25 protein-coding genes are annotated in these 25103 nt (G+C 58.5%); 13 read left to right on the top strand and 12 right to left on the bottom strand.

The window, feature by feature from the left end; all coding sequences use genetic code 11:
- Positions 1-65 precede the first annotated feature (65 nt).
- From JS82_03740 to JS82_03750, 3 genes are all read right to left on the bottom strand, one after another.
- Positions 66-1394 carry an MFS transporter gene (locus JS82_03740; GenBank protein ID QHK17265.1) on the bottom strand — a complete coding sequence of 443 codons (1329 nt, stop codon included), beginning with the start codon at positions 1392-1394 and terminating at the stop codon, positions 66-68.
- A gap of 79 nt (positions 1395-1473) precedes the next feature.
- On the bottom strand, positions 1474-1779 hold the full coding sequence (locus tag JS82_03745; protein QHK18392.1) for a hypothetical protein: 306 nt from the start codon (positions 1777-1779) through the stop codon (positions 1474-1476).
- Positions 1780-1784: 5 nt separating this feature from the next.
- The gene (locus JS82_03750; protein QHK17266.1) at positions 1785-2891 is read right to left on the bottom strand and encodes a DUF362 domain-containing protein; all 1107 of its coding nucleotides are present in this window, start codon (positions 2889-2891) and stop codon (positions 1785-1787) included.
- Positions 2892-3146: 255 nt separating this feature from the next.
- On the opposite strand from JS82_03750, the gene JS82_03755 reads away from it, so the two are divergent.
- The 8 genes from JS82_03755 (at position 3147) to JS82_03790 (ending at position 8856) form a co-directional block, all read left to right on the top strand.
- A complete protein-coding gene (locus JS82_03755) occupies positions 3147-3563 on the top strand; it encodes an S-adenosylmethionine decarboxylase (protein ID QHK18393.1) in 417 nt (138 codons plus the stop codon).
- A gap of 78 nt (positions 3564-3641) precedes the next feature.
- Positions 3642-4172 carry a hypothetical protein gene (locus JS82_03760; protein QHK17267.1) on the top strand — a complete coding sequence of 177 codons (531 nt, stop codon included), beginning with the start codon at positions 3642-3644 and terminating at the stop codon, positions 4170-4172.
- A gap of 162 nt (positions 4173-4334) precedes the next feature.
- Entirely contained in the window at positions 4335-4541 is a 207-nt protein-coding gene (locus JS82_03765; protein ID QHK17268.1) for a hypothetical protein, read from the top strand.
- Positions 4542-4562: 21 nt separating this feature from the next.
- Entirely contained in the window at positions 4563-4934 is a 372-nt protein-coding gene (locus JS82_03770) for a hypothetical protein (protein ID QHK17269.1), read from the top strand.
- 211 nt (positions 4935-5145) lie between these two features.
- Complete coding sequence (locus tag JS82_03775) at positions 5146-6348, top strand: hypothetical protein (protein ID QHK17270.1); 1203 nt, start codon at positions 5146-5148, stop codon at positions 6346-6348.
- A 22-nt stretch (positions 6349-6370) separates the two neighbouring features.
- Positions 6371-7183: an ABC transporter permease subunit gene (locus JS82_03780; protein ID QHK18394.1), complete on the top strand. Its 813-nt coding sequence runs from the start codon at positions 6371-6373 to the stop codon at positions 7181-7183.
- The gene (locus JS82_03785) at positions 7176-8021 is read left to right on the top strand and encodes an ATP-binding cassette domain-containing protein (protein ID QHK17271.1); all 846 of its coding nucleotides are present in this window, start codon (positions 7176-7178) and stop codon (positions 8019-8021) included. Before JS82_03780 ends, JS82_03785 begins: the two co-directional genes overlap by 8 nt.
- Before the next feature lie 43 nt (positions 8022-8064).
- Positions 8065-8856 carry a 4Fe-4S dicluster domain-containing protein gene (locus JS82_03790; protein QHK17272.1) on the top strand — a complete coding sequence of 264 codons (792 nt, stop codon included), beginning with the start codon at positions 8065-8067 and terminating at the stop codon, positions 8854-8856.
- Positions 8857-8915: 59 nt separating this feature from the next.
- On the opposite strand, the gene JS82_03795 is transcribed toward JS82_03790, so the two are convergent.
- Genes JS82_03795 through JS82_03805 form a run of 3 tightly spaced genes read right to left on the bottom strand, consistent with a single transcriptional unit; the run spans position 8916 to position 11775 of the window.
- Entirely contained in the window at positions 8916-10532 is a 1617-nt protein-coding gene (locus JS82_03795; GenBank protein QHK17273.1) for a methylamine methyltransferase corrinoid protein reductive activase, read from the bottom strand.
- A complete protein-coding gene (locus tag JS82_03800; GenBank protein ID QHK17274.1) occupies positions 10529-11191 on the bottom strand; it encodes a hydrogenase nickel incorporation protein HypA in 663 nt (220 codons plus the stop codon). Before JS82_03800 ends, JS82_03795 begins: the two co-directional genes overlap by 4 nt.
- Positions 11188-11775, bottom strand: coding sequence for a GTPase (locus tag JS82_03805; GenBank protein ID QHK17275.1), 588 nt, complete (start codon positions 11773-11775; stop codon positions 11188-11190). Before JS82_03805 ends, JS82_03800 begins: the two co-directional genes overlap by 4 nt.
- 538 nt (positions 11776-12313) lie before the next feature.
- Here JS82_03805 and JS82_03810 point away from each other — a divergent pair.
- The 5 genes from JS82_03810 (at position 12314) to JS82_03830 (ending at position 17646) form a co-directional block, all read left to right on the top strand.
- Positions 12314-13093, top strand: coding sequence for a methanol--corrinoid methyltransferase (locus JS82_03810; GenBank protein ID QHK17276.1), 780 nt, complete (start codon positions 12314-12316; stop codon positions 13091-13093).
- A gap of 5 nt (positions 13094-13098) precedes the next feature.
- Entirely contained in the window at positions 13099-14499 is a 1401-nt protein-coding gene (locus JS82_03815) for a methanol--corrinoid methyltransferase (protein ID QHK17277.1), read from the top strand.
- Positions 14500-14944: 445 nt separating this feature from the next.
- Entirely contained in the window at positions 14945-15724 is a 780-nt protein-coding gene (locus tag JS82_03820) for a methanol--corrinoid methyltransferase (GenBank protein QHK17278.1), read from the top strand.
- Between the two features lie 5 nt (positions 15725-15729).
- Positions 15730-17130: a methanol--corrinoid methyltransferase gene (locus JS82_03825; GenBank protein QHK17279.1), complete on the top strand. Its 1401-nt coding sequence runs from the start codon at positions 15730-15732 to the stop codon at positions 17128-17130.
- A 114-nt stretch (positions 17131-17244) separates the two neighbouring features.
- The gene (locus JS82_03830) at positions 17245-17646 is read left to right on the top strand and encodes a universal stress protein (protein QHK17280.1); all 402 of its coding nucleotides are present in this window, start codon (positions 17245-17247) and stop codon (positions 17644-17646) included.
- A 6-nt stretch (positions 17647-17652) separates the two neighbouring features.
- On the opposite strand, the gene JS82_03835 is transcribed toward JS82_03830, so the two are convergent.
- From JS82_03835 to JS82_03860, 6 genes are read right to left on the bottom strand one after another with little or no spacing between them, the layout of a single operon-like run.
- Complete coding sequence (locus JS82_03835; GenBank protein QHK17281.1) at positions 17653-18024, bottom strand: hypothetical protein; 372 nt, start codon at positions 18022-18024, stop codon at positions 17653-17655.
- Positions 18025-18051: 27 nt separating this feature from the next.
- The gene (locus JS82_03840; protein QHK17282.1) at positions 18052-18411 is read right to left on the bottom strand and encodes a methyltransferase domain-containing protein; all 360 of its coding nucleotides are present in this window, start codon (positions 18409-18411) and stop codon (positions 18052-18054) included.
- A 42-nt stretch (positions 18412-18453) separates the two neighbouring features.
- Positions 18454-20031, bottom strand: a complete 1578-nt coding sequence (locus JS82_03845) for an Hsp70 family protein (protein ID QHK17283.1) — start codon at positions 20029-20031, stop codon at positions 18454-18456.
- Positions 20028-20837: a nucleotide exchange factor GrpE gene (gene grpE / locus JS82_03850; protein ID QHK17284.1), complete on the bottom strand. Its 810-nt coding sequence runs from the start codon at positions 20835-20837 to the stop codon at positions 20028-20030. The genes JS82_03845 and grpE overlap by 4 nt, the downstream gene beginning before the upstream one ends.
- A complete protein-coding gene (locus tag JS82_03855) occupies positions 20837-22096 on the bottom strand; it encodes a hypothetical protein (protein ID QHK18395.1) in 1260 nt (419 codons plus the stop codon). Before JS82_03855 ends, grpE begins: the two co-directional genes overlap by 1 nt.
- Before the next feature lie 4 nt (positions 22097-22100).
- A complete protein-coding gene (locus JS82_03860; GenBank protein QHK17285.1) occupies positions 22101-25094 on the bottom strand; it encodes a hypothetical protein in 2994 nt (997 codons plus the stop codon).
- Positions 25095-25103: the final 9 nt, after the last annotated feature.

Genomic DNA, 25103 nt, shown 5'->3' on the forward strand with positions numbered 1-25103 from the left:
CTGCCATATCTTCCGAAGATATAATAGGATTGCACGACCGGACAGTCGCTGTAAATGCTGGCACATCAGCTGTCCGATGCCTTCCTCACGAGCTCCACGCCGACCGGCGGGTCCTCGGGGCGCTTCTCGACCGACAGTACCAGCAGGACCACGGCGACCGCGGAGAACAGGAGCATCAGGCCCCAGAGGACCGTGAAGTTGCCCAGGGTGTACGCGGTGCCGATGATGGCTCCCGAGATCGTGGTGCAGACGCTGGCCCCCAGGAACAGGAATATGTTCGTACCAGACACGGCGGTGCCCGAGATGGCTATGGGGTACCATTCCTTCACCTGCGTGAACGACAGGGTCATGAACCCTCCGAAGAAGCCGAAGGCGAAGCTGACCGCGAACCAGAACCAGTAGCTGTCTATGTCCCCGGCGAAGACGAATATGACCGCCCATAGCACGGTGAACACGGATGTCCCGTAGATCATCGCCTTCCTCTTGGAGCGGATGATCCCGCGGCTAGTCATACCGCCGATCGCGAGGGTGCTGAGGATCTTCCCCACTCCCAGGGCCGTCACCATCCAGGATGCGGAGAGAACGAAGTCGTACACGTTGTTGAAGTAGGTCACCGCCCAGGTCCCCTGGAACGTCATGATGGACCCGTAGACCAGGAAGTAGGCCAGGGCGCAGGTCCAGAACTTCCTGCCTCCGGACAGGACGATGCGCAGACCCTTCATGACGGGTATCCTCGCGGCGGAGGACTCCACCACGGCCGTGCCGTGCTCCGACAGCTCGACGGCCTCCACCGATGGGAGCCCCCTGTCCTTGGGGTGGTTGCGTATGACCGTGGCGCAGAGGACGGCGAGAACGAGCGTGATCACGCCCAGCACCAGGAAGACCTCCCTCCAGCCGAGCGCCTGGGCCATCAGCTCCAGGGGGCCTGTGGCGGCTATCGCGCCCACGTTGCCCACCGCGATGACGACCCCGCTGAGGACGGCGAAGTCGGACTTGGGGAACCAGACGGAGACGAGCTTCATCAGCGGGACGTAGACGACCGCCATGCCGGCCGCGATCATGACCTTGCCGAGGACGATCATCCAGAACTCTGTGCCCACGCAGGTCACCAGCGACCCTATCGACGCTATCAGCAGGAAGACGGTGGAAGCGGCTCTCGCCCCGAACCTGTCGGCCATCACGCCGGACGGGATCTGCATGGCGGTGTACGTCCAGTAGTACACGCTGCTGAGGAATCCGATCGATCCCCCGACGTCGGCGACGATGTCCTGGCCGACGACGCTCACGGAGATCCTGTGAAAGTAGACGAAGAAGTACCCGACCGTCAGGACGGCGAATATCGCCCACCTGTAGCGACGGAGGGCTGACAGTGCATCAGAGGCTATCTCGCTCATCTGGAATGCTCCGACATGGTCCTACTATATGAACGGAACCCATGTCGGAGGTAAATTTTATTCTTTTACGAATATCGGATTATTCGGCATCGGCCCTTCCGGCCCTGTCGATGGCCCTGTTCCTGAAGTACAGGATCACACCGATGAGTACCAGGCAGAAGTCGAGGATGTAGAACGCCAGCACGTAGTTGAACACGCCGTCGATGAACACCTCGTCGTTCACCACCTTGTTCAGCATGCCGCATACGTAGCCCACCTCTATGATGAGCATGAACGGGAGGCTGGTCCCCACGGCGGTCCTCGCCCTGTAGGCCTTCAGTATGTTGGCCGGCCACGCTGCGGCGAAGCACAGCAGCATTATGACCTCGAATATCCCGCCGATCATGACGGTCACCCGATCTCCACGAGCTCGTAGTCGGACGTGCCGAAGCCCAAGCGCTCGGCGTGTTCGAAGGTGCTCTGCCAGTGGGTCGACGGCTGAACGCACTTGAATATGTCCGCGGGCTTCCTTCCGTCGCAGTTCCTGTAAAGGAGGGACCCCGGCACCATCGGCTGCCTCTGCACGAGGTCTATGCAGGCCCTGTCCAGGGCGACGGGGTCAAAGGACGCGAGGATGCCGACGTTGGGGACGACGGGCATGTCGTTCTCGCCGTGGCAGTCGCAGAACGGCGACACGTCGCATATGATGCTGATGTGGAAGCTCGGCTTGTCCTTCACCGCGGCCATGGCGTACTCCACGATCTTGCAGTTGAGCACGTCAGGGGCCTCGTCGTAGAGCGGATCGATGGCGTCGAAGGGGCATGTGGCGATGCACCTCCCGCAGCCCACGCATCTTTCCTGGTCGATGACGGCCTTCTTGTCAATTGTTATGGCGGACACCGCGCAGAATCTGACGCACTTCCCGCAGGACCTGCAGACGTCGGGGTCCACGCTCGGCTTCCCTGCCGCGTGCATCTCAAGCTTGCCCCTGCGGGACCCGCAACCCATGGCGAGGTTCTTCAGCGCACCCCCGTAGCCGGTCTGCTCGTGGCACTTGAAGTGGGAGAGCGATATGATGACGTCGGAGTCCACGATGGCTCTGCCGATCTTGGCGTTCCTGACGTACTCGCCGTCGATGGGGACCTCCACGTCGTCGGTACCCTTCAGTCCGTCGGCGATGACGATCTGGCATCCAGTCGTCATGGGTCCGTACCCGTTGAGGTTGGCCGTGTCCATGTGCTCCAGCGCGTGCTTCCTCCTCCCGATGTAGAGGGTGTTGCAGTCGGTGAGGAACGGCATACCCCCGTTCTCCCTCACGATGTCCGCGATTACCTTGGCGTAGTTCGGTCTCAGGAACGAGAGGTTGCCGTACTCGCCGAAGTGCAGCTTGATGGCGACGAACTTCCTCTCCATGTCGATGTCGCAGATCCCTGCGGCGCGGACCACTCTCCCGAGCTTGTCCAGGAGGCTGTCGCCGATGCGGCAGTTCATGTCGGTGAAGTATACCTTGGAGCCCATGCCACGTCAAGATGGTTCTCGGTATAAAGGCCTCGCCGGGACAGTTCCGAAGGCTCCGACGCCGGACGGGCCGTGGGAAGCCACCCCTATGGAGGCCGTGTGATCGCAGGCCGTGACCGTAGACTACATATGATGACGCCTGGGAGACACTGCGGGCCGGAGATTATCTCCCAGGAGACAGGCCGAGGGTCAGTTTCAAATAGGGTACTCCGATGCATGCGTCAGCGGGAAACCGCGGTGATTACGATGTACAGCATGAGCCATTGTTCAGGCCCACTCCTCAGCGACGAGGACTCGATCAAGAAGTACAACGACGAGAGCCAGTGGGGCTTGCATATAGCCATCGACCTCGGAGAGTGCGACCACCAGAAGATCTCCGACGGCGAATACATCAAGCAGTTCGCGATCGACCTCGCGGACCACATACACATGAAGAGGTACGGCGAGCCCATCGCCGTCAGGTTCGGGGCGGAGCCCAAAGTGGAGGGCTACTCCCTGATCCAGCTCATCGAGACATCCTGCATAGCCGGCCATTTCGCCGAGGACACGGACCGCGCCTTCATCGACGTGTTCTCCTGCAGGGAGTTCCCTCCGGAGGCCACCGCCCAGTACTGCAAGGAGTACTTCGGTGCCAAGGCCATGGAGTACGCCACACTTTTCAGGAACATCTGAGAGTCAAACCACGGGGCCTGCTGGCCCCTTCATCGTTTCTTCATCAACTCTTAATAAACCGGAATCCGTCGGGAACCCATGGACCTGTCCGACGCCGTCTCCAGACACGAGAGGGGGAACGCCATCCTGTTCACCAGAGACAGCCCCTGCCTCTCCGCACTGCGCTCGCTTCTAGAATCATCGGACAGGCGCACGGTCGCGCTATGGGGACTGGAGAGGGCGGAACGCACGGCTGAGGAGCTGGCCAGGAGGCATCCCGAGGATCCCAGGCCGTCGGTCGCCGTCGAGACCTGCAGCAGATGGTGCAGGGGAGAGATCAAGATGCCCGAGGCGAAGAGGGCGATACTGGACGTGCACGCCATGGCCCGGGACATGCGGTCCCCCGCGGACGCGGCCTTGTGCCACGCGGTCGGTCAGGGTTGCTCCTGCGTACACACTCCGAAGCACGCCCTGGGTCTCCCCGTGTACGAGCTCACCGCGGTGTTTCTGGAGGGAGGGGAGGGCCGCACAGGGGCGGTCGCATGGAGGGCGACGTCGTATCTGGTCGACCTCAAGCGCATCAGGGATGCGGAGAAGGATGGGATGCAGTGGGCGCCCTTTCTCCAATGATATGGATACGATGGGGGATTTGTTCTCATCGTGTAATTTTTAGACATTTTTATCATTATCTGAATATGACAATATTATCCTTATAGTAATAATATTCTCTAACAATTCTACAATTTAACTTATTTTAACACTGTTGAAGTTGAAAATTTTATTAAAATCCTTATGGATTTGGTACGACGTGATGTCAGGTTCTGTCTGGACAAGCATGTCGCCCAGCCGACCATGACGCGTCTCGAAGCGATATCGGCTCTAGCAGACGCCGTCGGGGAGGAAGACATCCTTGTGTCCAACATAGGCGTCCCATCCAAGGAGCTCTTCGCATCTCTCGACCGTCCTCTGAACTTCTACATGCTGGGCAGCTACACTTAGGCCACGCCGATCGCACTGGGGATGGCTCTTTCCAGTGACAGACGCGTCTTCGTGGTCGACGGCGACGGCAGTCTGCTGGGATCGTCGATTTTCCCAGTCCTGGCTGCTGAAAAGCCGGTCAACCTCACGATCCTGTGTGTGGACAACGGCACATTCGGCTCGACGGGCAACCAGATCAATCAGGCCTACGATACTGTGGACATCGGTGCCGTTGCCATCGCATTCGGACTCGATGTGGAGACTGTCTATGATTCCGAGGGTGTCAGATGTGCTGTATCCGAGCGTCATGGGATGAGGTTCGTCCAGGCGATGATAGTTCCGAAGAACTCGGATTCGAGAAACATCCCGTTCGCTGCGGTGGACATAAAGGAGCGTTTCATGGACGCCTTGTGACGAACGGATGTCGATTCCGTCTCACAGACGGGATGTTCAAATACTCTGCAAACATCTTCTATGCCGTGCCTTCGCACGGTTCTATATTTCTTTCCCGAGGAGGAAAGATGCGATAAAACGCTTATTGAATTAGTACAATTGTATGAAAGGTATCATACTACGGTTAAATAAGGATACTTCGTTAGGTCGCCCCAACGGAAGGTGTCCCTAAATGGACAAGAAAGTAGTGCTAACGGCGGCCATCGTTGTCGCCTTCCTCCTTTCCTCGTCGATTCTGGTCCTGTTCTACAATCAGGACACGGAGGACAAGGAGATCAACCTGATCGCAAGGGTCAATACCGAGGGATCGGGAATTTACATCGACGCCAAATACGAGGCGAGCGACTTCATCGTCGTGGATTCCGAAGGCAATCCTCTTCCGGATGCCGACGGCAACATACAGTACCACAAGGAGTTCTGGGAGGGGAAGATCTTCGGAACCCCCGGATCCACAGCGATCCAGCATGTGCAGTTGCGTCAGATTGTGGAAAGTATGGGGTACACATTCACTGTGTATACCAATGGCGCTAACACATCCCCTGGTTGCAATACAGTCTACTTCAATGACAGTATAACCAATGCGGCAGCTTTCGAGAACTCGCCACAGCTGGACGGAGGAATCATCTGGCAGCCTCAGTACCAGGCTCTTCTGGAGAGCACCGTGCGTCCCTGCAACTCCCTCATGACGACCGCCGATTTCGATCCCGGACACACCTGCTGTGTCATCGGAGCCTCTCACAACTTCATAACCAACAACTCCGATGTCACCGTGAGGTTCCTTGCGGCCTACATAGAGTCAGTCAACTGGGTGAACAACGCCCTTCAGGACAAGAGCTCCGAGGACTACGCCTACCTGGTGGACCTCGCCATCCAGAGGACCGGTATAACCGACCGCACGGTCATCGAAGCCTCGCTTGATTCCGTCATCTACACGTACGGGTACGATGAGAATCTCGGGGACACGCAGGAGCGTCCGCTGGCGAGTCTGGAGAGTTCTATCGCCGATCTCGTCCAGAATCTCAATCTCACCAACAGGCTCAGCAATCAGGGATTCAGCAGCCCCTATGAGTTCGCCCAGAGGTACGTCAACGATGGTTACCTGTCACAGGCACTGTCATACGAGAAGAGCACCTCGGGTTACTCCATGAGGACCGTGACTGTGGCTGTCATCGCAGGTGACATCCATCAGATCGCCGTTCACCTCGGAGACGAACTCGGAATCTTCGAGTCCTATGGAATAAACCTCAACATCAGCAGTGCCTCCAATGGAGCCGGTGTCGCGACATCCCTGCAGAACGGTGAGGCCGATGTGGGATTCGTCGGAGCGCCTCCCATGACGACCACAGTGGTCAACGGCGGACTGATCCCGGCATGAAGGTGTCATCATGACCACTATACTGAACTGGACCTATGATGACAACAACAGGTATCATCGTTGGTTCAGAACCGCCGTCATCACGATTACGTCGTTGGTGTGCTTCGTGTTCGCATGGTGGGATGTATCCATCCTGCTGAACTCGACAGCTATCCCTACACCGCTGGAGACCTGGCATGCCCTGGTGGACCTGGTGGTCAACGGTGATTCCATCACCGGAGGGCGCACCGTATGGGCGTACATAGCATCCAGTCTCAGGACGTTCCTCTTGGGATTCCTGCTGGCTCTGGTAGTGGCAGTACCTCTCGGACTGATCATCGGGTACTCCAAGACAATCAGGGAGTTCGCCAATCCGGTCATCGAGGTCATGAGGCCGATCGCACCAATCGCTTGGGCTCCGATCTTCATCCTGGCCATCGACTACACCATCGGACCAATCCTGGTGGTGTTCATCGGTATATTCTTCCCGGTGCTCACCAACGTCGTGTTCGGAGTGCAGAAGATAGATCCGAATCTCATGGATGCGGCGAGGACGATGGGTGCGTCCTCAACACAGGTGTTCTACAAGGTAATGGTCCCGAGCGCGGTCCCATACCTGATGAACGGTGTCAAGGTCGGTCTGGGAGTCGGATGGATGTGTATCGTCGCTGCTGAGTTGTACGCGCCTCAGCTGGGCGGTATCGGATACTATCTGTCCACTATGGCCACCAACGGTCTGTGGCCCAACGCGTTCGCCGCCATCGTGGTCATTGCGATCCTGGGAATTCTGACGACCGGGCTTGCTGAGTACATACACAAGGTAATCACGAGAAGGATGGGGATGTCGAATGTCTGAACTGATAGAGGAAGGAGTGATATCCGGGGACGCTGTCGAGACGGATACGTTCGTCCCCGAGTCTGATGTCAAAGAGGGCGAGGACCAGATCCACATAAGGAACCTCAGCAAGACCTATGTCACCGATGAGTCGGAGACGGTGGTCCTGGAGGATTTCTCGCTGGACATCCGCAAGGGCGAACTGATCACCATCGTCGGACCGTCTGGATGCGGCAAGACAACAATCCTGAGGATGCTGGCCGGGCTCATCCCGCCAACATCCGGACAGATCCTCATCGGGAACCGTGAGTGCACAGCACCGGGCGCAGACCGCGGAATGGTGTTCCAGGACTTCGCTCTGTTCCCATGGAGGTCGGTCAGGAAGAACGTCGAGTTCGGCCTGGAGATCGCAGGTCTGTCCAAGGAGGAGCGTCGCGAGAGGGCGGACAAGTACCTCAAGATCGTCGGACTGGAGAAGTTTGCGGATCACAGGGTGCACGAGCTCTCCGGTGGGATGAAACAGCGTGTCGCCATCGCAAGGGCGATGGTCACGAATCCCGATGTGATTCTGATGGACGAACCGTTCGGTGCCTTGGATGCTCAGACCCGTAACATCATGCAGGCGGGTCTCCTGAGGATACTGGAGAAGACCGACCAGACGATCATCTTCATCACCCACTCGGTCGATGAGGCAGTCTATCTATCAGACAGGATCGTGGTGCTGACCAAGCGTCCTGCGAAGATCAAGGAGGTCATCCAGATCGACTGGCCGCGTCCCAGGGACCGTGCCTCCGTGGAGTTCACCGCCCTGAGGAAGAGGATCCTGGAAGAACTCGAGAAAGAGAACGTCATGGACTGATTCAAACCGCTTTCCTTTTACAGGCCCGTGGGGATTCACCCCCATGGGCCGCCACATAAACATTGACGAACAGCTCTGCACCGGATGCGGACTCTGTCGTTCCGTGTGCATCAGGGGCGGCATCTCCATCAAAGACGGGAAGGCCCTTGAATCCGACTCGGGTGCGTGCTTCGACTGCGGCCAGTGCTTCGCTGTCTGCCCTTCAGGTGCCATAACCATGTCCAGGTTCCCGGGTTCGGTCCCGGAGAGGATGGCGGTGCATGGAATAGTCGCGGATCCGGACGGGATCATGGGTCTTCTGTCCCGCAGAAGGAGCTGCAGGCTGTTCACGGGAGAGCCTGTGTCCGACGGGGAGCTCGAACTGCTTTTCGAGGCCGCGCGCCTGTCGCCGACGGCTCAGAACGTCATGGATGTCGAGTTCGTGGTCATCGATGAAAGGCTGGACGGATTCCGCAGGATGCTGGCGGACGTACTGGAACCTCTGAGTGGGGAATATCCCCGCATAGCGCAGTATGTGGAGCACGTCAGGACGGGAGAGGGTCCCGACCCCTTCATGTGGGAGGGGAGGCAGGTGATCCTCGCGTTCTCCGGGGATCCGGCCAACGCATGCATCGCCATGTCCAGGGTGGAGATCATGGCACAGGCCATGGGACTCGGAGGGTTCTACTCCATGTGGATACGCATGGCGGACGATGCGGACCATCGGGAGCTGATGTCGTTCATAGGCTGCGTCGATCCCGGGAAGAGGCTCGGATGCGCGTTCGTCATCGGTCATCCGAGGATACGCTACAGGCGCATGGCTCCCAGGCCCGAGCCGACGGTGCACCGTCTCTGAATATTCTATATTATAATAAGGGGAAATGGAAGGTGGGCCCGGAGGCCCCTTGATGGGTTTCAGAAGGTCAGCTTCAGCTGGTCGTACTTGTAGACCTTGCTGGGGCAGCTGAACTGGCACCTGTAGCAGGCGGTTCCGAGGCAGTTCTTGGTCTTGACGACGATCTCCTTGTCGTCTGTGACCGTGAGAGCGTTCTCGGGGCACTCCTTCTCGCACTTCTTGCATCCAGTGCAGCCCTCCATGTATCCGCGGAGCTCGGTTCCGATGTCGTGGAGGATGTACAGTCCCCTCTCTCCGAGGTCGGGGATGTCACGATGGACCATGCGGTGGACGGTGGGGGTTCCCTTGGGCTTGGGCAGCTCCTGGATGCCGACCATGGCGTTGTTCTTGTTGTACATCTCCATGGGCATTCCCTCGTCGCACAGGGCGAGCTCCTGGGTGTAGATCTGCTCGAAGATCTTGTCGCCGGCGAACATGATGTGGTTGGCCCTGATTCCGTTGGCGATGCTCTGCAGCTCGTCGAGGAGCTCGGGGTTCCTCAGGATGTCGGTGGCCATGGCCAGAGAGGTGTTGCCGTACTGGTAGATCGTGTTGCAGCTCGGGGGCAGGAGTCCTACGTCCCTGGCCTTTACGGCGTCGACGTATGTTCCGGAGGCTCCGGCCATGTACATGATGTCGAGCTCGTCGAACTTGATTCCGGCGTGCTCGAGCAGGGTGAAGTGTCCTGCGCGCATCGCACCGATGGCCTTCAGGGCCTCGGAGATGTCGTGGGAGTCGATGTAGACCCCGTCCTGGAAGTGCATCTTCCCGTCGGAGGTGGTCAGCTTCCCCTTCCTCCAGAGGTGCTCGTCGAGGGCGACGGCGACCGCGGCGATGACACCGGTCCCGGTGATTCCCTTGGCCTTCCCGTGCATGGGCCCGTTCTCCTCGATCATCTCGAGTCCGAAGTCGATCTTGTCCCCGTCCTTGGGGAGGATGTCCTCGTCGAGGATCTTGGTGATCCAGCGGAAGTCGTACTCCAGGTCGGAGATGGCTCCGGGTCCCGCGAGCATTCCGCATTTGATCGACTGTCCCTCCATGGCGGGTCCGGCGGCGGCGGATCCGGTGAAGATGTCGTCTCCTACCTTGAGCGCCATCTCGGCATTGGTTCCGTAGTCGGTGACGAGGCAGTTCTCCTTCTGGTCGAGGAACCCGCTCTTGTACATCATGGCAAGAGCATCCGCACCGATCTCGTGCCTGATCGCGGGGGGAACCAGAAGCTCGCATCCGTCCTTGACGTTGAGTCCGACGTCGACGGCGGAGAACGATCCTGCGTCCCTCTTCTGCTCCTTGATCCCGCGTGCCTTGTGCGCGTTCTCTCCTGCGAACGCGAGGTCGTCGACGGGTATGCCCTGGAACAGCGAGAGCTGGATCGGGTTTCCGCAAATGCTCACCCTCTCGACCTGGTTGAGGTCGACGCCGAGGGTGGCGATAAGTTTGTTCACAGTGTCGATCAGAATCTTGTGGGCCATTTCGGTTCCGACATTGATGCAGAACGTCAGATGGTCCATGATGTTGGCACCCGGGAGCGGGTGGCACTCGGTGACGGAAGTCGAGATGATCTTGCCGGTCTCGAGCTCGATCGCATGCCCCCTGGTACCGCTGGTTCCGATGTCCAGAGATATTCCATAGCTCATTCCTTTCTCCTCCTTAGCCTGTCGAGGAAGGATTTCTTCTCCTTCGGCTCGGCGGCTTCCTTTGCCTTTTTGGCTTCGCACTCCGGGCAGTGGCATTCGCCGTGCTCGTGGTGGTGGCCCTCATCGTGATGGTGATCATGGTCATGGTCGTGGCAGTGGCACTCCTCGCCGTCTTGGTGATGGTGGTGCTCATGGTCGTGATCATGGTCATGGTGGTGATCGTGGTCGTGGCAGTGGCACTCGACGTGCTCCTCCAGCTCGTAGTCCAGGCCGGTGTCGTCGATGGCGTGGAACATCTGGTGCCTGAGCTCGTGCTCGTCGACGTCCAGGACCGCGCACATGAATGTGAAGCTGACCTTCTCCTGGGGGTCCAAGGTCCCGTGGTGCTCGACGCCGTTCTCCACGTCGGTGAGGTTCAGGGTGATCCCGCTACCGTCCTCCTTGACGATCGCGGCCTTGATGTGTCCCAGGAGGCAGCCGGATTCGGCTGTGACCCACTGTCCGACCTGCATCAGCGCCTTGGCGAACCTTGCCTCGGCGTCGGCGTTGAAGCCTGTGATGGTTCCGCTAAGTCCGACCGCGCATCCCCCGGCCTGCTCGATGGAGGTCGGCTCATGGTCGTGATCGTGGTCATGGTGGTGTTCGTGCTCTCCGCTCATCTCATCATCTCGTACAGCTTGTCGATGTTCTCATCGGTCTTGGCGGAGATCGCCATGACGGGCTTGTCGGGGTACTGCGACTTCAGCCAGCCGGAGACCTCCTCGATCTGTCCGGGCTTGGCCAGGTCCATCTTGTTGATCAGGATGAAGTCGGCCTTGGACATCTGCATCTTGAAGAACTGCTCCTTCTTCTTGATCAGGTCCTCGAACCTCTGGACGTCGGCGACGCCGATGATGAAGGTTCCGTCGTCGTCGATCATGGAGACGCGGACGAGATCCTTGACCTTGTGGGGGAGGGCGAGTCCGGTGGGCTCGATGATGATTATGTCGGGGTCGATGTCCTTCTTGATGTTCTTGAGAGCGGACTGCAGAGTGCCGGACAGGGAGCAGCAGATGCATCCGTCGGGGAGCTCGACCGCGTCGTAGTCCTCCGCCTTCAGTGTGGCCCCGTCGACTCCGACGGAACCGGATTCGTTTACGACAAGCGCGGTCTTGAGTCCGCGCTTGGTGTACATGGAGGCTAGTTTCATGAGAAGGGTGGTCTTCCCGCTTCCGAGGAATCCTCCCATGATGTAAACATACATGGTTGTGCCTATAATTCCCCCTATTATAATATTGTTCCAACTAACAAGAATGAAGTCGTAGATTGTTAGGATTGACAGTGGAAAAAGATGCTCGGATATTTCATTCCCTCAACTCATAGTATATATAGATTATACATACATGCCTAATAATGTTGAGTGAGCCAGCATTTTGGAGACCTCCATATTCATGGATGTATGATTCATCCAACATATGGATACTCCCGACGATTGGTGCATCCAACTGTGAGCAGGTTCAATTTTAACCTGTTATAGTTAAGAATCAAATGAATTTCCTAATTAGGATAACAATCAATTTCTTTATAAACAAACCCCGGTTATTTATATATCCAGTATTTAAAGCAGATTGTAGAAATGATGAGCTTAACACTATTTGTTGAAACAACATTATTTATAGATTTTTACTTCATTTAAATACTATGGTCAAATCATCCATCCGCAAAATCGGTTAAATAAGGTCCCGTTCCATCTCATCACTACAGGTTTCGGGCAACCGAGGCCTGGAAAAGGAGGAAAATAGATGATAGACTACAAAGGAGTAGACTTCTCCAAGATCCTCAAACGCTACGACGTTGAGGCTCAGAACGAGACAACCCCCGAGGCCGTCGCTAAGAAGATGCTGCCTGCGGACCCCGTCCTGAAGAATGTCGCCGAGTGCGTCCTGTACATGAAGTTCAAGGACGTCGGACCGGCCACCTCCGAGGCTCTGAAGACCCACAAGCCTCTGGACATTATCAACAACGGACTGGTTGTCGGAATGGAGTGCGTTGCTAAGCTGTACGCTGAGCACATCTACTACCTGCCCGAGATCATGATGGCTGCCAAGACCATGGAGATTGGAATCGCCATCGCCGAGAAGCAGATCCCCGGCGGAAGGGAGGCCAAAGCCACCGTCGTCATGCACGCTGCCGAGGGAGACCCCCACGACATCGGAAAGAACATCGCCGCTGTCATGATGAGGTCCGCCGGATACGATGTCATCGACATGGGTAAGGACGTCGCCGTCACCGACGCCGTCGCTAAATGCGTCGAGGTCAAGCCCCTGTTCATCTCCGGTACCGCTCTGATGACCACCACCATGACCGCGTTCCCCAGGGTCGCCCAGGGACTCATCGACGCCGGCCTCAACATCCCCATGATGGGATGCGGTGGAGCCGTCAACAGGGACTACGCCAACTCCTATGACCTCGGAATCTACTCCGAGAAGGCACCCCAGACCCCCCTGATCGCCGACAAGATCCTTGCCGGATACGACTGGAAGAGAGTAAGGGACGAGTGGGACGACATCGTTGGAGCGTGATTACAATGGCAGCAACAAGATACACAAAAATGGCATACAGCAGTGCAGACGAGATGGTCTTCGGAACCGCTAAACAGCCCGTTTCCTACGGATTCGGAATCAAGGTCGGAGCCGGAAGGGTCATCCCTGAGCTGAACTACGGACCCAGGCCCGGAAAAGAGAAGGACCCCGAGACCCTGAGGAAAGAGTACGTCGACTACATCTCCAAGGACGCTTTCAACAGGGCCGTCACCATCGGACTTCCCGACCTCCAGCTCGAGACCGAGTGGGTTTCCCAGATGGGTAACCCCAAGATGGCTACCCCCGTCGTCGAGGGACAGAAGGCCATCTGCGAGAAGTACCACGAGGAGTACGGAATCAACTGCGCCGTGAGGCAGACCATCCCTGACCAGCGTGAGGCTGAGGAGGGATACAGGCCCGGCATGGGTGGCAAACACGCCTACCCCGAGGCACTCTTCCAGTGCGCCGAGATCGCCTGTGAGAACGGAGCCGATGTCCTGTCCTGTGAGACCCTCGGCGGAAAAGAGCTCGCCGACTACGCCGTCACCAACGGAGACATCACCGCCTTCCTGTTCGGAGTCGGATACCTCGGATCCATCGACATGGAGTACGTCTGGTCCCAGTTCGTCGACATCGCCAAGAAGAACAAGGTCGTCGCTGGAGGAGACACGAACTGCTCCGGAGCCAACACCTCTATGTTCATGGCTGGAGGATACCTCGACAACGATGTCCAGAGGACCTTCTCCGCCGTCACCAGGGCTATCTCCGCTGCCAGGACTCTCGTTGCCTGGGAGTGCGGCGCCGCCGGACCCGACAAGGACTGCGGATACGAGGGACCCATCGTGAAGGCCATCGCCGGAAAGCCCACCGCCCAGGAGGGTAAGAACTGCCAGTGCGCCCACTGCGACCTTCAGGGTAACCTGATCGCCCAGTGCTGCGACCTGTGGTCCAACGAGTCCGTCGAGTACCACCCCGAGTTCGGAGGATCCTCCGTCCAGTGCTGGCTCGGATCCCTCGGATACGAGGTTGCTCTGATGAACACCGCCATCCAGACCGGCCAGGAGAAGACCCTCAGGGACCTCTACATGATCACCGACAGGGCCCGTGGACCCGAGGGATACATCCTCGCCTACGACAACGCCTACAAGATCGGACAGGCCATCGCTGAGAACGGTGACAACATCTACCTCAGGGCCAAGGCTGCCGGACTCACCGCTGCCAAGATCATCAAGGGCGGCTACGAGGGCAAGGAGATCCAGCTGACCAACAAGCAGCTGGAGGTTCTCGAGGCCATCATCAAGGACCTCGAGGCTCTCCCCGACAGCGAGGACAAGTTCTTCGAGTACTGCGACAAGAAGTACTCCGAGCTCGTGCCTCTGTACAACAAGAAGAACTACGGCCTCTGAGCTGAGTGAATCTTAACTAAACCCCTTAGGCGGGCTTCCGCCCGCCATCTTATTTTATTCTTTTCCTTTGGATTCGTCTGCAACATCTGTCGAATCAAGGCAGATTTGAGTTGGATTCATTATCCATCATTGTTTTTCCATCAATTCCGGCTCACACTCAAAACCATGCATCTGCGTTTTATAGAATCTCCGAAATCGGCGGCGATCCGCGTTTCAGTATTTGAATCAAGGTTGGATGATATTGGATGAATCTTTAGACCGTTAACAGCAAACTTTAAATAACGATGGTTACGAATATGGAGTTGGATGTATTAATTACAGTTTATTTAAATACAAAATCCTAAAAATGTATGGATGTATGAAACATCCATGAAATGCACTAAATACGACATTAGCTTTTAGTCGAATCGCAAGGGGTCGAAAGGCCCTTTGCAGAGGAGATAGAATGCTTAGTTGCGAAGGTGCAGATTTTAGCAAAGTACTGAAGCGCTACGACATCGACCTTCAGGTCGAGATGACTCCCCAGGAGATGGCTGCAAAGCTGCTCCCCCAGGACCCTGTTTTCCACAAGGTCGCCGAGGAAGTCATGTACATGAGGTTCAAGACCGTTGGACCCGTCGTCGCCGAGGCCATCAAAGAGAGGAGCCCTCTCGATGTGATCAACAACGGACTTGTCGCCGGAATGGAGATCGTGGCCAAACTGTACGCCGAGCACGTTTACTACCTGCCCGAGATCATGATGGCTGCCAAGACCATGGAGATTGGAATCGCCATCGCCGAGAAGCAGATCCCCGGCGGAAGGGAGGCCAAAGCCACCGTCGTCATGCACGCTGCCGAGGGAGACCCCCACGACATCGGAAAGAACATCGCCGCTGTCATGATGAGGTCCGCCGGATACGATGTCATCGACATGGGAAGGGACGTTCCTGTCGTCGACGCCGTCGCTAAATGCGTCGAGGTCAAGCCCCTGTTCATCTCCGGTACCGCTCTGATGACCACCACCATGACCGCGTTCCCCAGGGTCGCCCAGGGACTCATCGACGCCGGCCTCAACATCCCCATGATGGGATGCGGTGGAGCCGTCAACAGGGACTACGCCAACTCCTACGACCTCGGAATCTACTCCGAGAAGGCCCCCCAGACACCTCTGCTCGCCCAGAAGATGCTCGAGGGCTACGACTGGAAGAAGATCAGGGAAGAGTGGGACGACATCGTTGGAGCGTGATTACAATGGCAGTTACAAGATACACAAAGATGGCATACGACTGTGCTGATGACATGGTCTTCGGAAAAGCGAAACAGCCCGTTTCCTACGGATTCGGACTCAAGATCGGAGCCGGAGAGGTCATCCCCGAGGTCAACTACGCTCCCAGGCCCGGAACCGAGAAGGACGCCGACAGGCTCAGAAAGGAGTACGTCGACTACATCTCCAAGGACATCCTCAACAGGGCCGTCACCGCCGGATTCCCCAACGTCCAGCTCGAGACCGAGTGGGTCTCCCAGATGAACCAGGCCAAGCTGTCCGTCCCCGTCGTCGAGGGCCAGAAGGCCATCTGCGAGAAGTACCACGAGGAGTACGGAGTCAACTGCGCCGTGAGGCAGACCATCCCCGACCAGCGTGAGGCCGAGGAGGGACTCAGGCCCGGCATGGGTGGCAAACACGCCTACCCCGAGGCACTCTTCCAGTGCGCCGAGATCGCCTGTGAGAACGGTGCCGACAACCTCTCCTGTGAGTCCGTCGGAGGAAAAGAGTTCGCTGACTACGCCGTCACCAACGGAGACATCGTTGCCTTCCTGTTCGGAGTCGGATACCTCGGATCCATCGACATGACCTACATCTGGAGCGAGTTCTCCGAGATCGCCAAGAAGAACAAGTGCGTCGCTGGAGGAGACACCAACTGCTCCGGAGCCAACGTTTCCATGTTCATGGCCGGAGGATTCCTCGACAACGATGTCCAGAAGACCTTCTCCGCCGTCACCAGGTGCATCTCCGCCGCCAGGACCCTGGCTGCTTGGGAGGCCGGTGCCGTCGGTCCCGACAAGGACTGCGGATACGAGGGAGTCATCTGCAAAGCCATCGCCGGAAAGCCCACCGCCCAGGAGGGTAAGAACTGCCAGTGCGCCCACTGCGACCTTCAGGGTAACCTGATCGCCCAGTGCTGCGACCTGTGGTCCAACGAGTCCGTCGAGTACCACCCCGAGTTCGGAGGATCCTCCGTCCAGTGCTGGTTCGGATCCCTCGGATACGAGTGCGCTCTGATGAACACCGCCACCCAGCTCGGAACCGAGAAGCAGCTCAGGGACATGTACATGTACGCCGACAGGTTCAGAGGACCCGAGGCCTACGTGCTCGCCTACGACCACGCCTACGAGGTCGGAAAGGCCATCGCCGAGAACGGCAACGACCTGTACCTCAGGGCCAAGGCCGCTGGACTGACCGGTGCCAAGATCATCCTCAAGGGATACGAGTCCAAGGAGCTCGGACTGACCAACAAGCAGCTCGACACCCTCCAGGACATCATCAAGAAGCTCGAGGCTCTCCCTGACGACACAGACAAGTTCTACGACTACTGTGTCAAGGAGTTCAAGGACACCGTTCCTCTGTACAACCCCAAGTCCTACGACCTGTGAGTTCGTACACACTCCAAACCGGATGGGTGTCATTTCCCATCCGGCAAACCCCTTCCATTTCTTCGAATCTGGCTCAGTAATGTTTATAGCCAGTCAGCCCCGTCCAGATATGCTATGACAACACTGCTGGCATATGATGGCAGACCCAGCTGCAAACGCGCTCTGGACTATGCCATCAGGTATGCTGTCAACTTCAACGAGCCGCTCTACATCCTGACCGTTGTATCCAAGGACAAGATGGATCCGGAGGATCCGGACCCCACCGTCCGCGAGTACATGGAGGCAGCCCAGAAGAAGGCGTCCGCAGAGGGCGCCATCGTCCATTCGATCATCGAGACCGGCAAAGCGGACGAGATGGTTCTCGACGTCGCCGACCGTTTCAACTGCGAAACCATCGTGGTCGGGAGGTCTGACAGGTCGTCTCTGGACAGGCTGTTCCTGGGCAGCGTGTCGGATTACGTTATCAAGAATGCCGAGTGCACCGTGATCCTGGTCACCGATGGGGACAGGGACTGAGTCGGATCACCTTGACGCGGTGAAGAAGAATCTCTCATACCTCATCAGAATCCTCCCGTCCGATGCGGGCTTGTACGCCGCCTCCAGACGTTGAAGGATCTCGTTCTTGAGCCTGTTCCCTTCGGACTCATCCAGGGCATCCAGGTACGGTCTCAGGTGGGTACCGCTTTTCCATTCCACGAGTTCCACGTGGGACTTCAGGGCATGGTAGTACGTCGTAGTCCACATCTCGAAAGAGTCCGAGCATCCGGCAAGGATCCTGTAGTAGTCATCCGGGGAGAGTGTTCCGTGCCTGCGTGGCTTCCCCTCGGAGTAGTGCCACACCGGCAGAGAGGCCACCTCCTCGCATATGATCGAAACGGGTTCTGTATCGTTCATGGGGATCTGCACCGCCAGCGTCCCGTGTTATTCGAGACGTCCCATCAGCCATGGGATCAGAGTGTCATGGTCGTCGATCCATTGTATGCAGGAGTTAGAGAAGATCAGGTCGTAGCCCCCGGGGATCCCCCGGGCATCCATCACCTCGAACGTGACGTCCGGGAGCCTCTCCCGGGCCTGTGACACCATCTCCGGGGAGCTGTCGATCCCCAGTATCTCCGCATCAGGGAATGCCCTGCGGAGCACCTCCGTACTGTTGCCGGGCCCGCAGCCGATGTCGATGACCGAACGCGGCCTCAGTCCTGATATGCGGGAGACGAGGTCGATGGCGGGCAAAGTGCGCTCACGGTCGAAGCGGGTGTAGTCCGAGGGACTCCAGGAGAACATGAAAGTAAAAGGAAGGGTGGGGCCCGAAGGCCCCTTGTGAAATCAGTTGGCGTTGCTGACCTTCTCCATCAGTCCCTGGGACTTGGCGATGGCGTCGGCGGACATCTTCAGGTCGTTCTCGATCTGGTAGTCCGTGTGCTGGTCCATGCAGTCCACGGAGGCGATCAGGATACCCTCGTCGGTGGCCGTGAACTTCACGGTGATGGGGGTGTTCTTGGTCACATCCATCGGAAGCTCCATCATGAACTCTCCGACGGGGGCTCCGTCGATGACGGCGGTCTTCTTGCCCTCCTCGTCGTTCATGGCAGCATCCTCGTAGATCTCGACCTTGATGGTGGACTGTCCGTCATCGACCGGGTAGTAGGTCTTGATGGACTCGATGGGCAGGACCTCGTTCCTGAAGATGATGTTGGAGATCATCTCGGTTCCGTCCTCGTACATGGCCTTGATTCCGAAGGTCTTGCTCAGGACGTTGTGGACGCTGAGGACTCCCTCGATGGGCTCGGCGGGGGCCCCGGTCTCCGGGTTCACGGGTGTGCCCTCGGGGATCATGGAGTTGGACTTGGCGAACAGGGCCGCTCCCTTGGCGACGGACTGGTCGGGGTCGAACACCTTGATGTCGGCGTCGGGGTATTTCGCGGAGATGGCGTTCTTGACCTGGGGCATCCTGGAGGAACCTCCGACGAGGATGACCTCGTCGATGTCTCCCATGGAGAAGCTCTTGGATGCGAGCACGCGGTCGATGATCTCGATGGTCGTCTGGATCAGACCCGCGGATGCGGCCTCGAACTCGTCCCTGGTGATGGTGAACACGATCTTCTGTCCCTCTACGGTCAGGGTTCCCTTGGTGGACTCGGCTGTGGAGAGCCTCTTCTTGATGGTCTCGGAGTCGTTGACGAGGGTCTGTTTGATGTCCTCGTCCTCGTCGAGGGTCTCGATGTCGATTCCGGACTCCTCGGCGACCTTCTCCTTGATGATCTTCGAGATCACGGCGTCCCAGTCCTTTCCTCCCAGGAGCCTCTCTCCGTCGGTGGCGACGGCGGTGAACGAGGATCCGTCGATCTCGAGGATGGTGACATCGAAGGTTCCTCCTCCGAGGTCGTAGACCAGGACCCTCTTCTTCCCGTCGGCGGCGTTTCCGAATCCGAAGGAGATCGCGGCCGCGGTGGGCTCGTTGATGACGGTGACGTCGTCGAGACCGGCGATGGTTCCGGCGGTCTTGGTGGCATCCCTCTCGTTCTGTCCGAAGTAGGCGGGGCATGTGATGACGGCTTTCTTGACATCGCAGCCGTGGTTCTCGTTGAAGTCGTTGATCATCTTCCTGAGGATGACCGCGGAGAGCATGATGGGGTTGTACTTCTCCCCGTCGATGTCCACCTCGTAGTCGGTTCCCATCTGCCTCTTGATGGAGGTGATGATCCTCTCGGGGGGATACATCATGGCCATGTCCTTCGCCGGGGATCCGACGATGATCTCTCCGTTCTCGTTGAAGAGGATGACGGACGGTGTTGTGTCTTCCTGTTCGAAGTTTTTCTCAACAACCGGGTCCCCATCCTCGTCGATATAGGCAAGGCACGAGTAGGTCGTACCGAGGTCGATACCGATGCAGTAGTCTGTCATTCTTCTTCCTCCTTGCTGTTTTCAGCCTTGTTGTCCGCCTCTTCGTTTCCGGCGGGTTCCGAAACCGTTTCGGAAGGTGTTTCTGAAGACGTTTCCTCGGGCGCAGCCAGCTTGGCGTCGTACTTGAAGACCTTGACCTTCTCCTTGAGGAGGACCTTGTCCCCGATCTTGTACCCGTCCGAGAGCCTCTCGGCGATCATGCCGTCCTTGTCCGCCTCGCCGGTCGGCACGACGCCGACGATGCGATGGTGGAGCGTGTTGAGCCTGTCGTATGGGAAGGCGCCGATGAACACGCCCCCGTCCGTTAGGATGTTCTCCATGTCGACGCTGTAGGCCTCGAAGCTGGAGAGCACCGTCTCGGCACTCATCTCGTCTATGCGCTCCCTCATTCCCTGGCAGAGCTTGAAGAAGTCCTCCCTCATCACTGAGACGGCCTCCATCGCGTTCACCAGGGCCTTGTATCCCGCTTCGGCGTCGCGTTTGGACACGGCCGCCGTCACGGATTTGAACTGTTCCCTTGTGGTCATGTACTGGGACATGTCCGGCATGGCCGGCTCGCTGTCCCTCAGGTCCTCAACGAGGTACCTGATCCTGATCAGCTCGGTCTCCAGGTCCTTCATGGAGGTCCTTATGTCGAAGTCGTCCTCGGGGAGCTCCCTCGGGCTTCTGTCTTCGACCTCGTAGTCCTCCGTGTCGTCGGTGACCTCGTCGATCCTCTCCTCTCCGGACCCCTCGTCGGGGTCCTCGCGCTCCTCCTTGGGCTGGAACCCGTTGATGAGGAAGTTCTTCAGCTTGTTCTCGTCCATCACTGTCCCTCCCTGTTGAGGAGCCAGATGAATGGGTCCTCCACCCTCATCGGTGACACTCCCCTCGGCAGGCTGCTGCCGGTGGGGTTGCACCCGAGGGCGGACACGGCGAAGTAGCAGTGCTCCCTGAACCCGTTCACTATCTGGATGAAGTTGTCCCCGAGGCATCTGCGCAGGTACTCCTCGAGCTCGGCGTCGATCTGGTCGAAGTTCTCCTTGTCGAACTTGCCGTGCTTGCGGGGGATGTGCAGGGCGGAGCTGGGTCCGAAGAGGACCTTGTCCTCCTCCTCGTTCTCGGGCGCCTTGAAGAGCACGTCGCTCTTGGTCAGACACACGGCCAGCGGTATGTCGATCCTCTCCTTCGCCTTCAGCTTCTTGTTGGTGCGGATGATCTGGCATATGTTGTTCAGTATGTCGGATTCGTCCGGGCCGACCGGGGGCTTGTTGTCGACGTGGATCCTCTGGTTGATGTAGCGCACCTGCAGCGGGTCCACGAGGTAGACTATCCCCGCGGCGTTGGAGATGAACGAGTTGAGGCTCAGCGCCATCATCCTGTCGGTGGAGGTGAGGTCCTCCCCGGCGGTGTCGAAGAAGGCGAAGGTGAAGACCTTGGGCTCCTTGGCGTCGAACATCCTCAGATAGTAGATCAACGGCTCCCTCCCCTCGTCCGACACGTCGAAGGACCTGGTCGGTGGGAGCTTGCGCTTCTCCTCGAAGAGCCTGCGGTAGTACATGTCCCTGTACTTCAGGGTCGTGTTGTCGGTGGCGGCGTTCAGGACGCCGTTGAACTCCTTGGACACGAAGTTCTTGAGCTGGTTGATCAGGACCGCGATGTAGTGGCTCTTGCCCACCCCCTTCGGGCCGAGGATGACGAAGATCTTGTTGCCCTCGTCCTCCGCTCCGGGCGGGATCAGGTTGTGGCACACCGGGCAGACCCTGGTGTACACGGGCCTCCTGCAGACGTCGCACAGTCCCGAGGAGTTGCGTATGATGTGCTGCTTCGCGATGACGGCGTTGGGGCTGTTGGGGTCCTTGCCGTAGAACAGGCTCTTCTCCGGGTCGATCTCGTTCTGGCCGTCCCTGGAGACGTACTTCATGAGCTCGGCGTTCCTGGTGCTCGCGACCGTGGACGCGAAGGTCTTCGCGCAGGTCTGACCGGAGCACAGGTAGTGCACGTTGGCCATGTCGATCCTGGCGAAGCAGTACGGGCAGATGTACTCCTTGCCCGACGGCGTCACGGTCTCCTTCTGCTTTCTCATCATGTCAGCTCCTCCCGTAGAGCGGGTGTATGAACCTGAACAGGTTGTAGTCCGCGTCGTTCTCGAAGAACAGCCTCATCCTGGAGACGTCCTCCAGGTTCTTGCACTGGACGGTGAGGCTGCCCTTACCCTGGACGATGGCCACTGGGTTGTGGGACCTCCATATGACCTCCCCGTCGCTCCTCTTGAGCGGGATCCCCACGGCCACCTGCACCGCGATTATGGGCGGTATCTCGGTCACGTCGGGGTCGGTGGAGAACTCCATCCTCATGCCGCCCCTCTCGGCCTTGACGGTGTACCTGACCTTCCTGCATTCGGCGGAGTAGACGTCCACCACTATGCCGCGGGAGGCGATCATCTCGTCGTTGACCTTGTAGAGCGCGAAGATGTTGATGCACTTCTTGGCGGAGTGCCCCATGGGGATACGGATCTGCTTCTCGTCCATGTACTCCTCGCGCCTGACTGTCTTGATCTCTGCGTCGATGTCGTCGAGTCCGCGGGCCTCCCCGTTGGAGATGACCAGCTTCGCCTCCACGGCGTCGTCGGGCCAGGCCATGGTGATTATGCAGTCCTTGTTGCTGATTGTCTTCTCGACATCCCTGAAGGGCTTGAGGTTGGCGACCAGCATCTCCGTCCCCTTGATACCCACCTTGCCGCGGGGGATGATGGGGTAGATGTACTGCACGGAGCCGTCCGGGAGCGAGAAGCGCATACCGTCGGAGTACTCCATGATGGGCTCTATGGGCTTCATCCAGGACACGATGTCGTCCATCTTGACCATGTTGCCCGGGATGGTGATCTTCTTCGGCGTGTAGAACAGCTTGACCGGTTCGGTGGTCCCCCACTTCGCTGTGTAGGTGCCGTCGGCCTTGTTCCACTTGATCTTCATGTCCTTGACGGGCTTTGGCGCGTCTACGGTGGTGCCGCTGAACACGACGCCCTGCGACCTCTCGACCTTGTTCCTGCCCTCGTACTCGGCGACGAACAGGTAGTGGTACTTCCTGCCGCCCACGAGCCCCATGTCGTCGTAGACGGTCTGGCCGTTCAGGGCGATCTCGGTGCCGATGCCGCTCCCGGTGCCGTCGGTCCTCCAGAGGCGGACTCTGGTGGCGCCGCGCGGCTTCTCGTACATAATGCGCAGTCCGCCGTCGATGGGCTCGAGGGTCACGGCGTCGACCTCGGAGATGGTCATTACCGGGCCGATGTGGGCGCCCTCCTTGGAGAGGATGCCCCAGCGCTTGGAGTATATGGAGTAGTAGTACTCCACCCCGGGCTCCAGGGTCTTGTCCACGTACACTGTGCCGGGGATCTCCGCCAGCGGGCGGGTCTCCTCGGTGATCTTCGGCAGGGAGTTCTTCTCCCTGTAGATGCAGTAGGTGATCCCCGACGCGTCCGGCGGGGCCTCGAACTTGATGGTGAACGACCTGTCCCCGAGCTTGCCTATGGCGTCCGCGGGCCCCAGCGGGGGGTCGTCCCTCAGCTTGGCCTTGGCGACGGGGTGGTCGGGGCAGATCTCCACGGCCGCGACGTACAGGGCCATCTTCTGTGATTTGCTGTCCGCGACGGCCGCCTTCTGGCAGTACATCTCCGCAGCCTTGTGGCGCGTGACGCAGTCGCCGTACTTCTGCTTCAGCTCCAGGTCGTCGGCGAGGGCGTCGGGGAACTGGTCCACCATGCTCTCGCAGGCGGCCTTGGCCTCTGCGAACTTGCCCTTGTTGTACGAGTCCAGGATGAGCTTCCTCATCGTGGACAGGTTGGTCTTGGCCTTCTGGAGCTCCAGGTCCATGCCGGCGATGCCGTTGAACCCCGAGTAGACGTCCTTGAGCTGCGTGAGGGACTTCTCGGCCTTGCCGATCTTCCCCTTCTGCATGTTCATGCGGAAGTCCAGGGCGAGCCTGTTGGCCTTCTCCATCCCCTCCTTGAAGTTGAACCCGCACTTTATGCAGATCACGTTCTTGGACTGCTGCGCGGTGCCGCAGGCGGGACAGACGGTCTTGAAGTTCTTGCCGCATGAGGGGCAGAACACGGTGTTCGGACCCGCCTGGACCATGAGGCCGCACTCCGGGCAGCGGATCATGGTCGACTCGGCGTCCGAGAAGTTGGCCGCGATCTTCTTCTTGTGGCAGAAGGACTGCAGGATCTGGATGGCCATCTTGGAGTCGATGTCCTTGGTCAGGTGGGCGTTCATCAGCTCGTCGATGTACTTCCTGGTGAGCTGCGTGGTGTACTCCTGCTCGATGGTCTCCATGACGGGGACCAGGGCGCGGTTGCACTTCCCGTAGGCTATGAGTGTCGCCAGCTCCTTGTCCGGCTCCAGGACGAGCTTCACGCTCCTCATGCTCTGGATGTAGGAGTCCTGCTCGGGCAGAACGTCCGGGCGGACGCTGTTGACCCTCTTGTCGCAGACATCGAACGCGGACCTGATCTGGGAGTACGAGCTGCCCTCGGTGAGAGGGTCGATGTTGATCTCGAGGTTGGGGTGGCCGATGAGCGTGTTGAGCATCTCGATCGGCGTGTAGACGTCGACCGCCCTGAGTCCCTTGTAGGCGTTGAGCACCTTGTCGCTGGCGGGCTTGGGGGGATTTCCCTCCTTGATGCCGGCGAGCTTGAGGACGTCGCTCTTGGTCACGCCCTCCCAGTGGAGCTTCTTGGTGTAGCTGTCCGCCGCGCCGGGGAGGGCTATGTAGGAGCCGTCGCTGAGGATGATGCAGTCCATCCTCAGCTTCTGGACCTTGCCCTTGAGGATGCTCTGGGCGTCGCTGAACTCCTTCCTCTTCAGGACGGGGTCCTTCATGACCCTCTCCATGTCGGAGGTCATCTCGACCAGGCGCTCGGACTTGAAGCGCTGCTCGGTGTCGTTCTGCTTGTTCCTGCTGTCGTTGGCCCATTTGCCCCTCTTGGTGTCGATCTTCTTGAGGATGGCCTCGGTGCTGTAGGTGGACTCCTTCAGAGGGTTGAGTCCCAGCAGCTGACAGTAGTTCTGTCTCTTCTCTGCCATGTGACGTCC

The sequence above is a fragment of the Methanomassiliicoccaceae archaeon DOK genome (assembly GCA_009911715.1).
Classification (GTDB): Archaea; Thermoplasmatota; Thermoplasmata; order Methanomassiliicoccales; family Methanomethylophilaceae; genus Methanoprimaticola.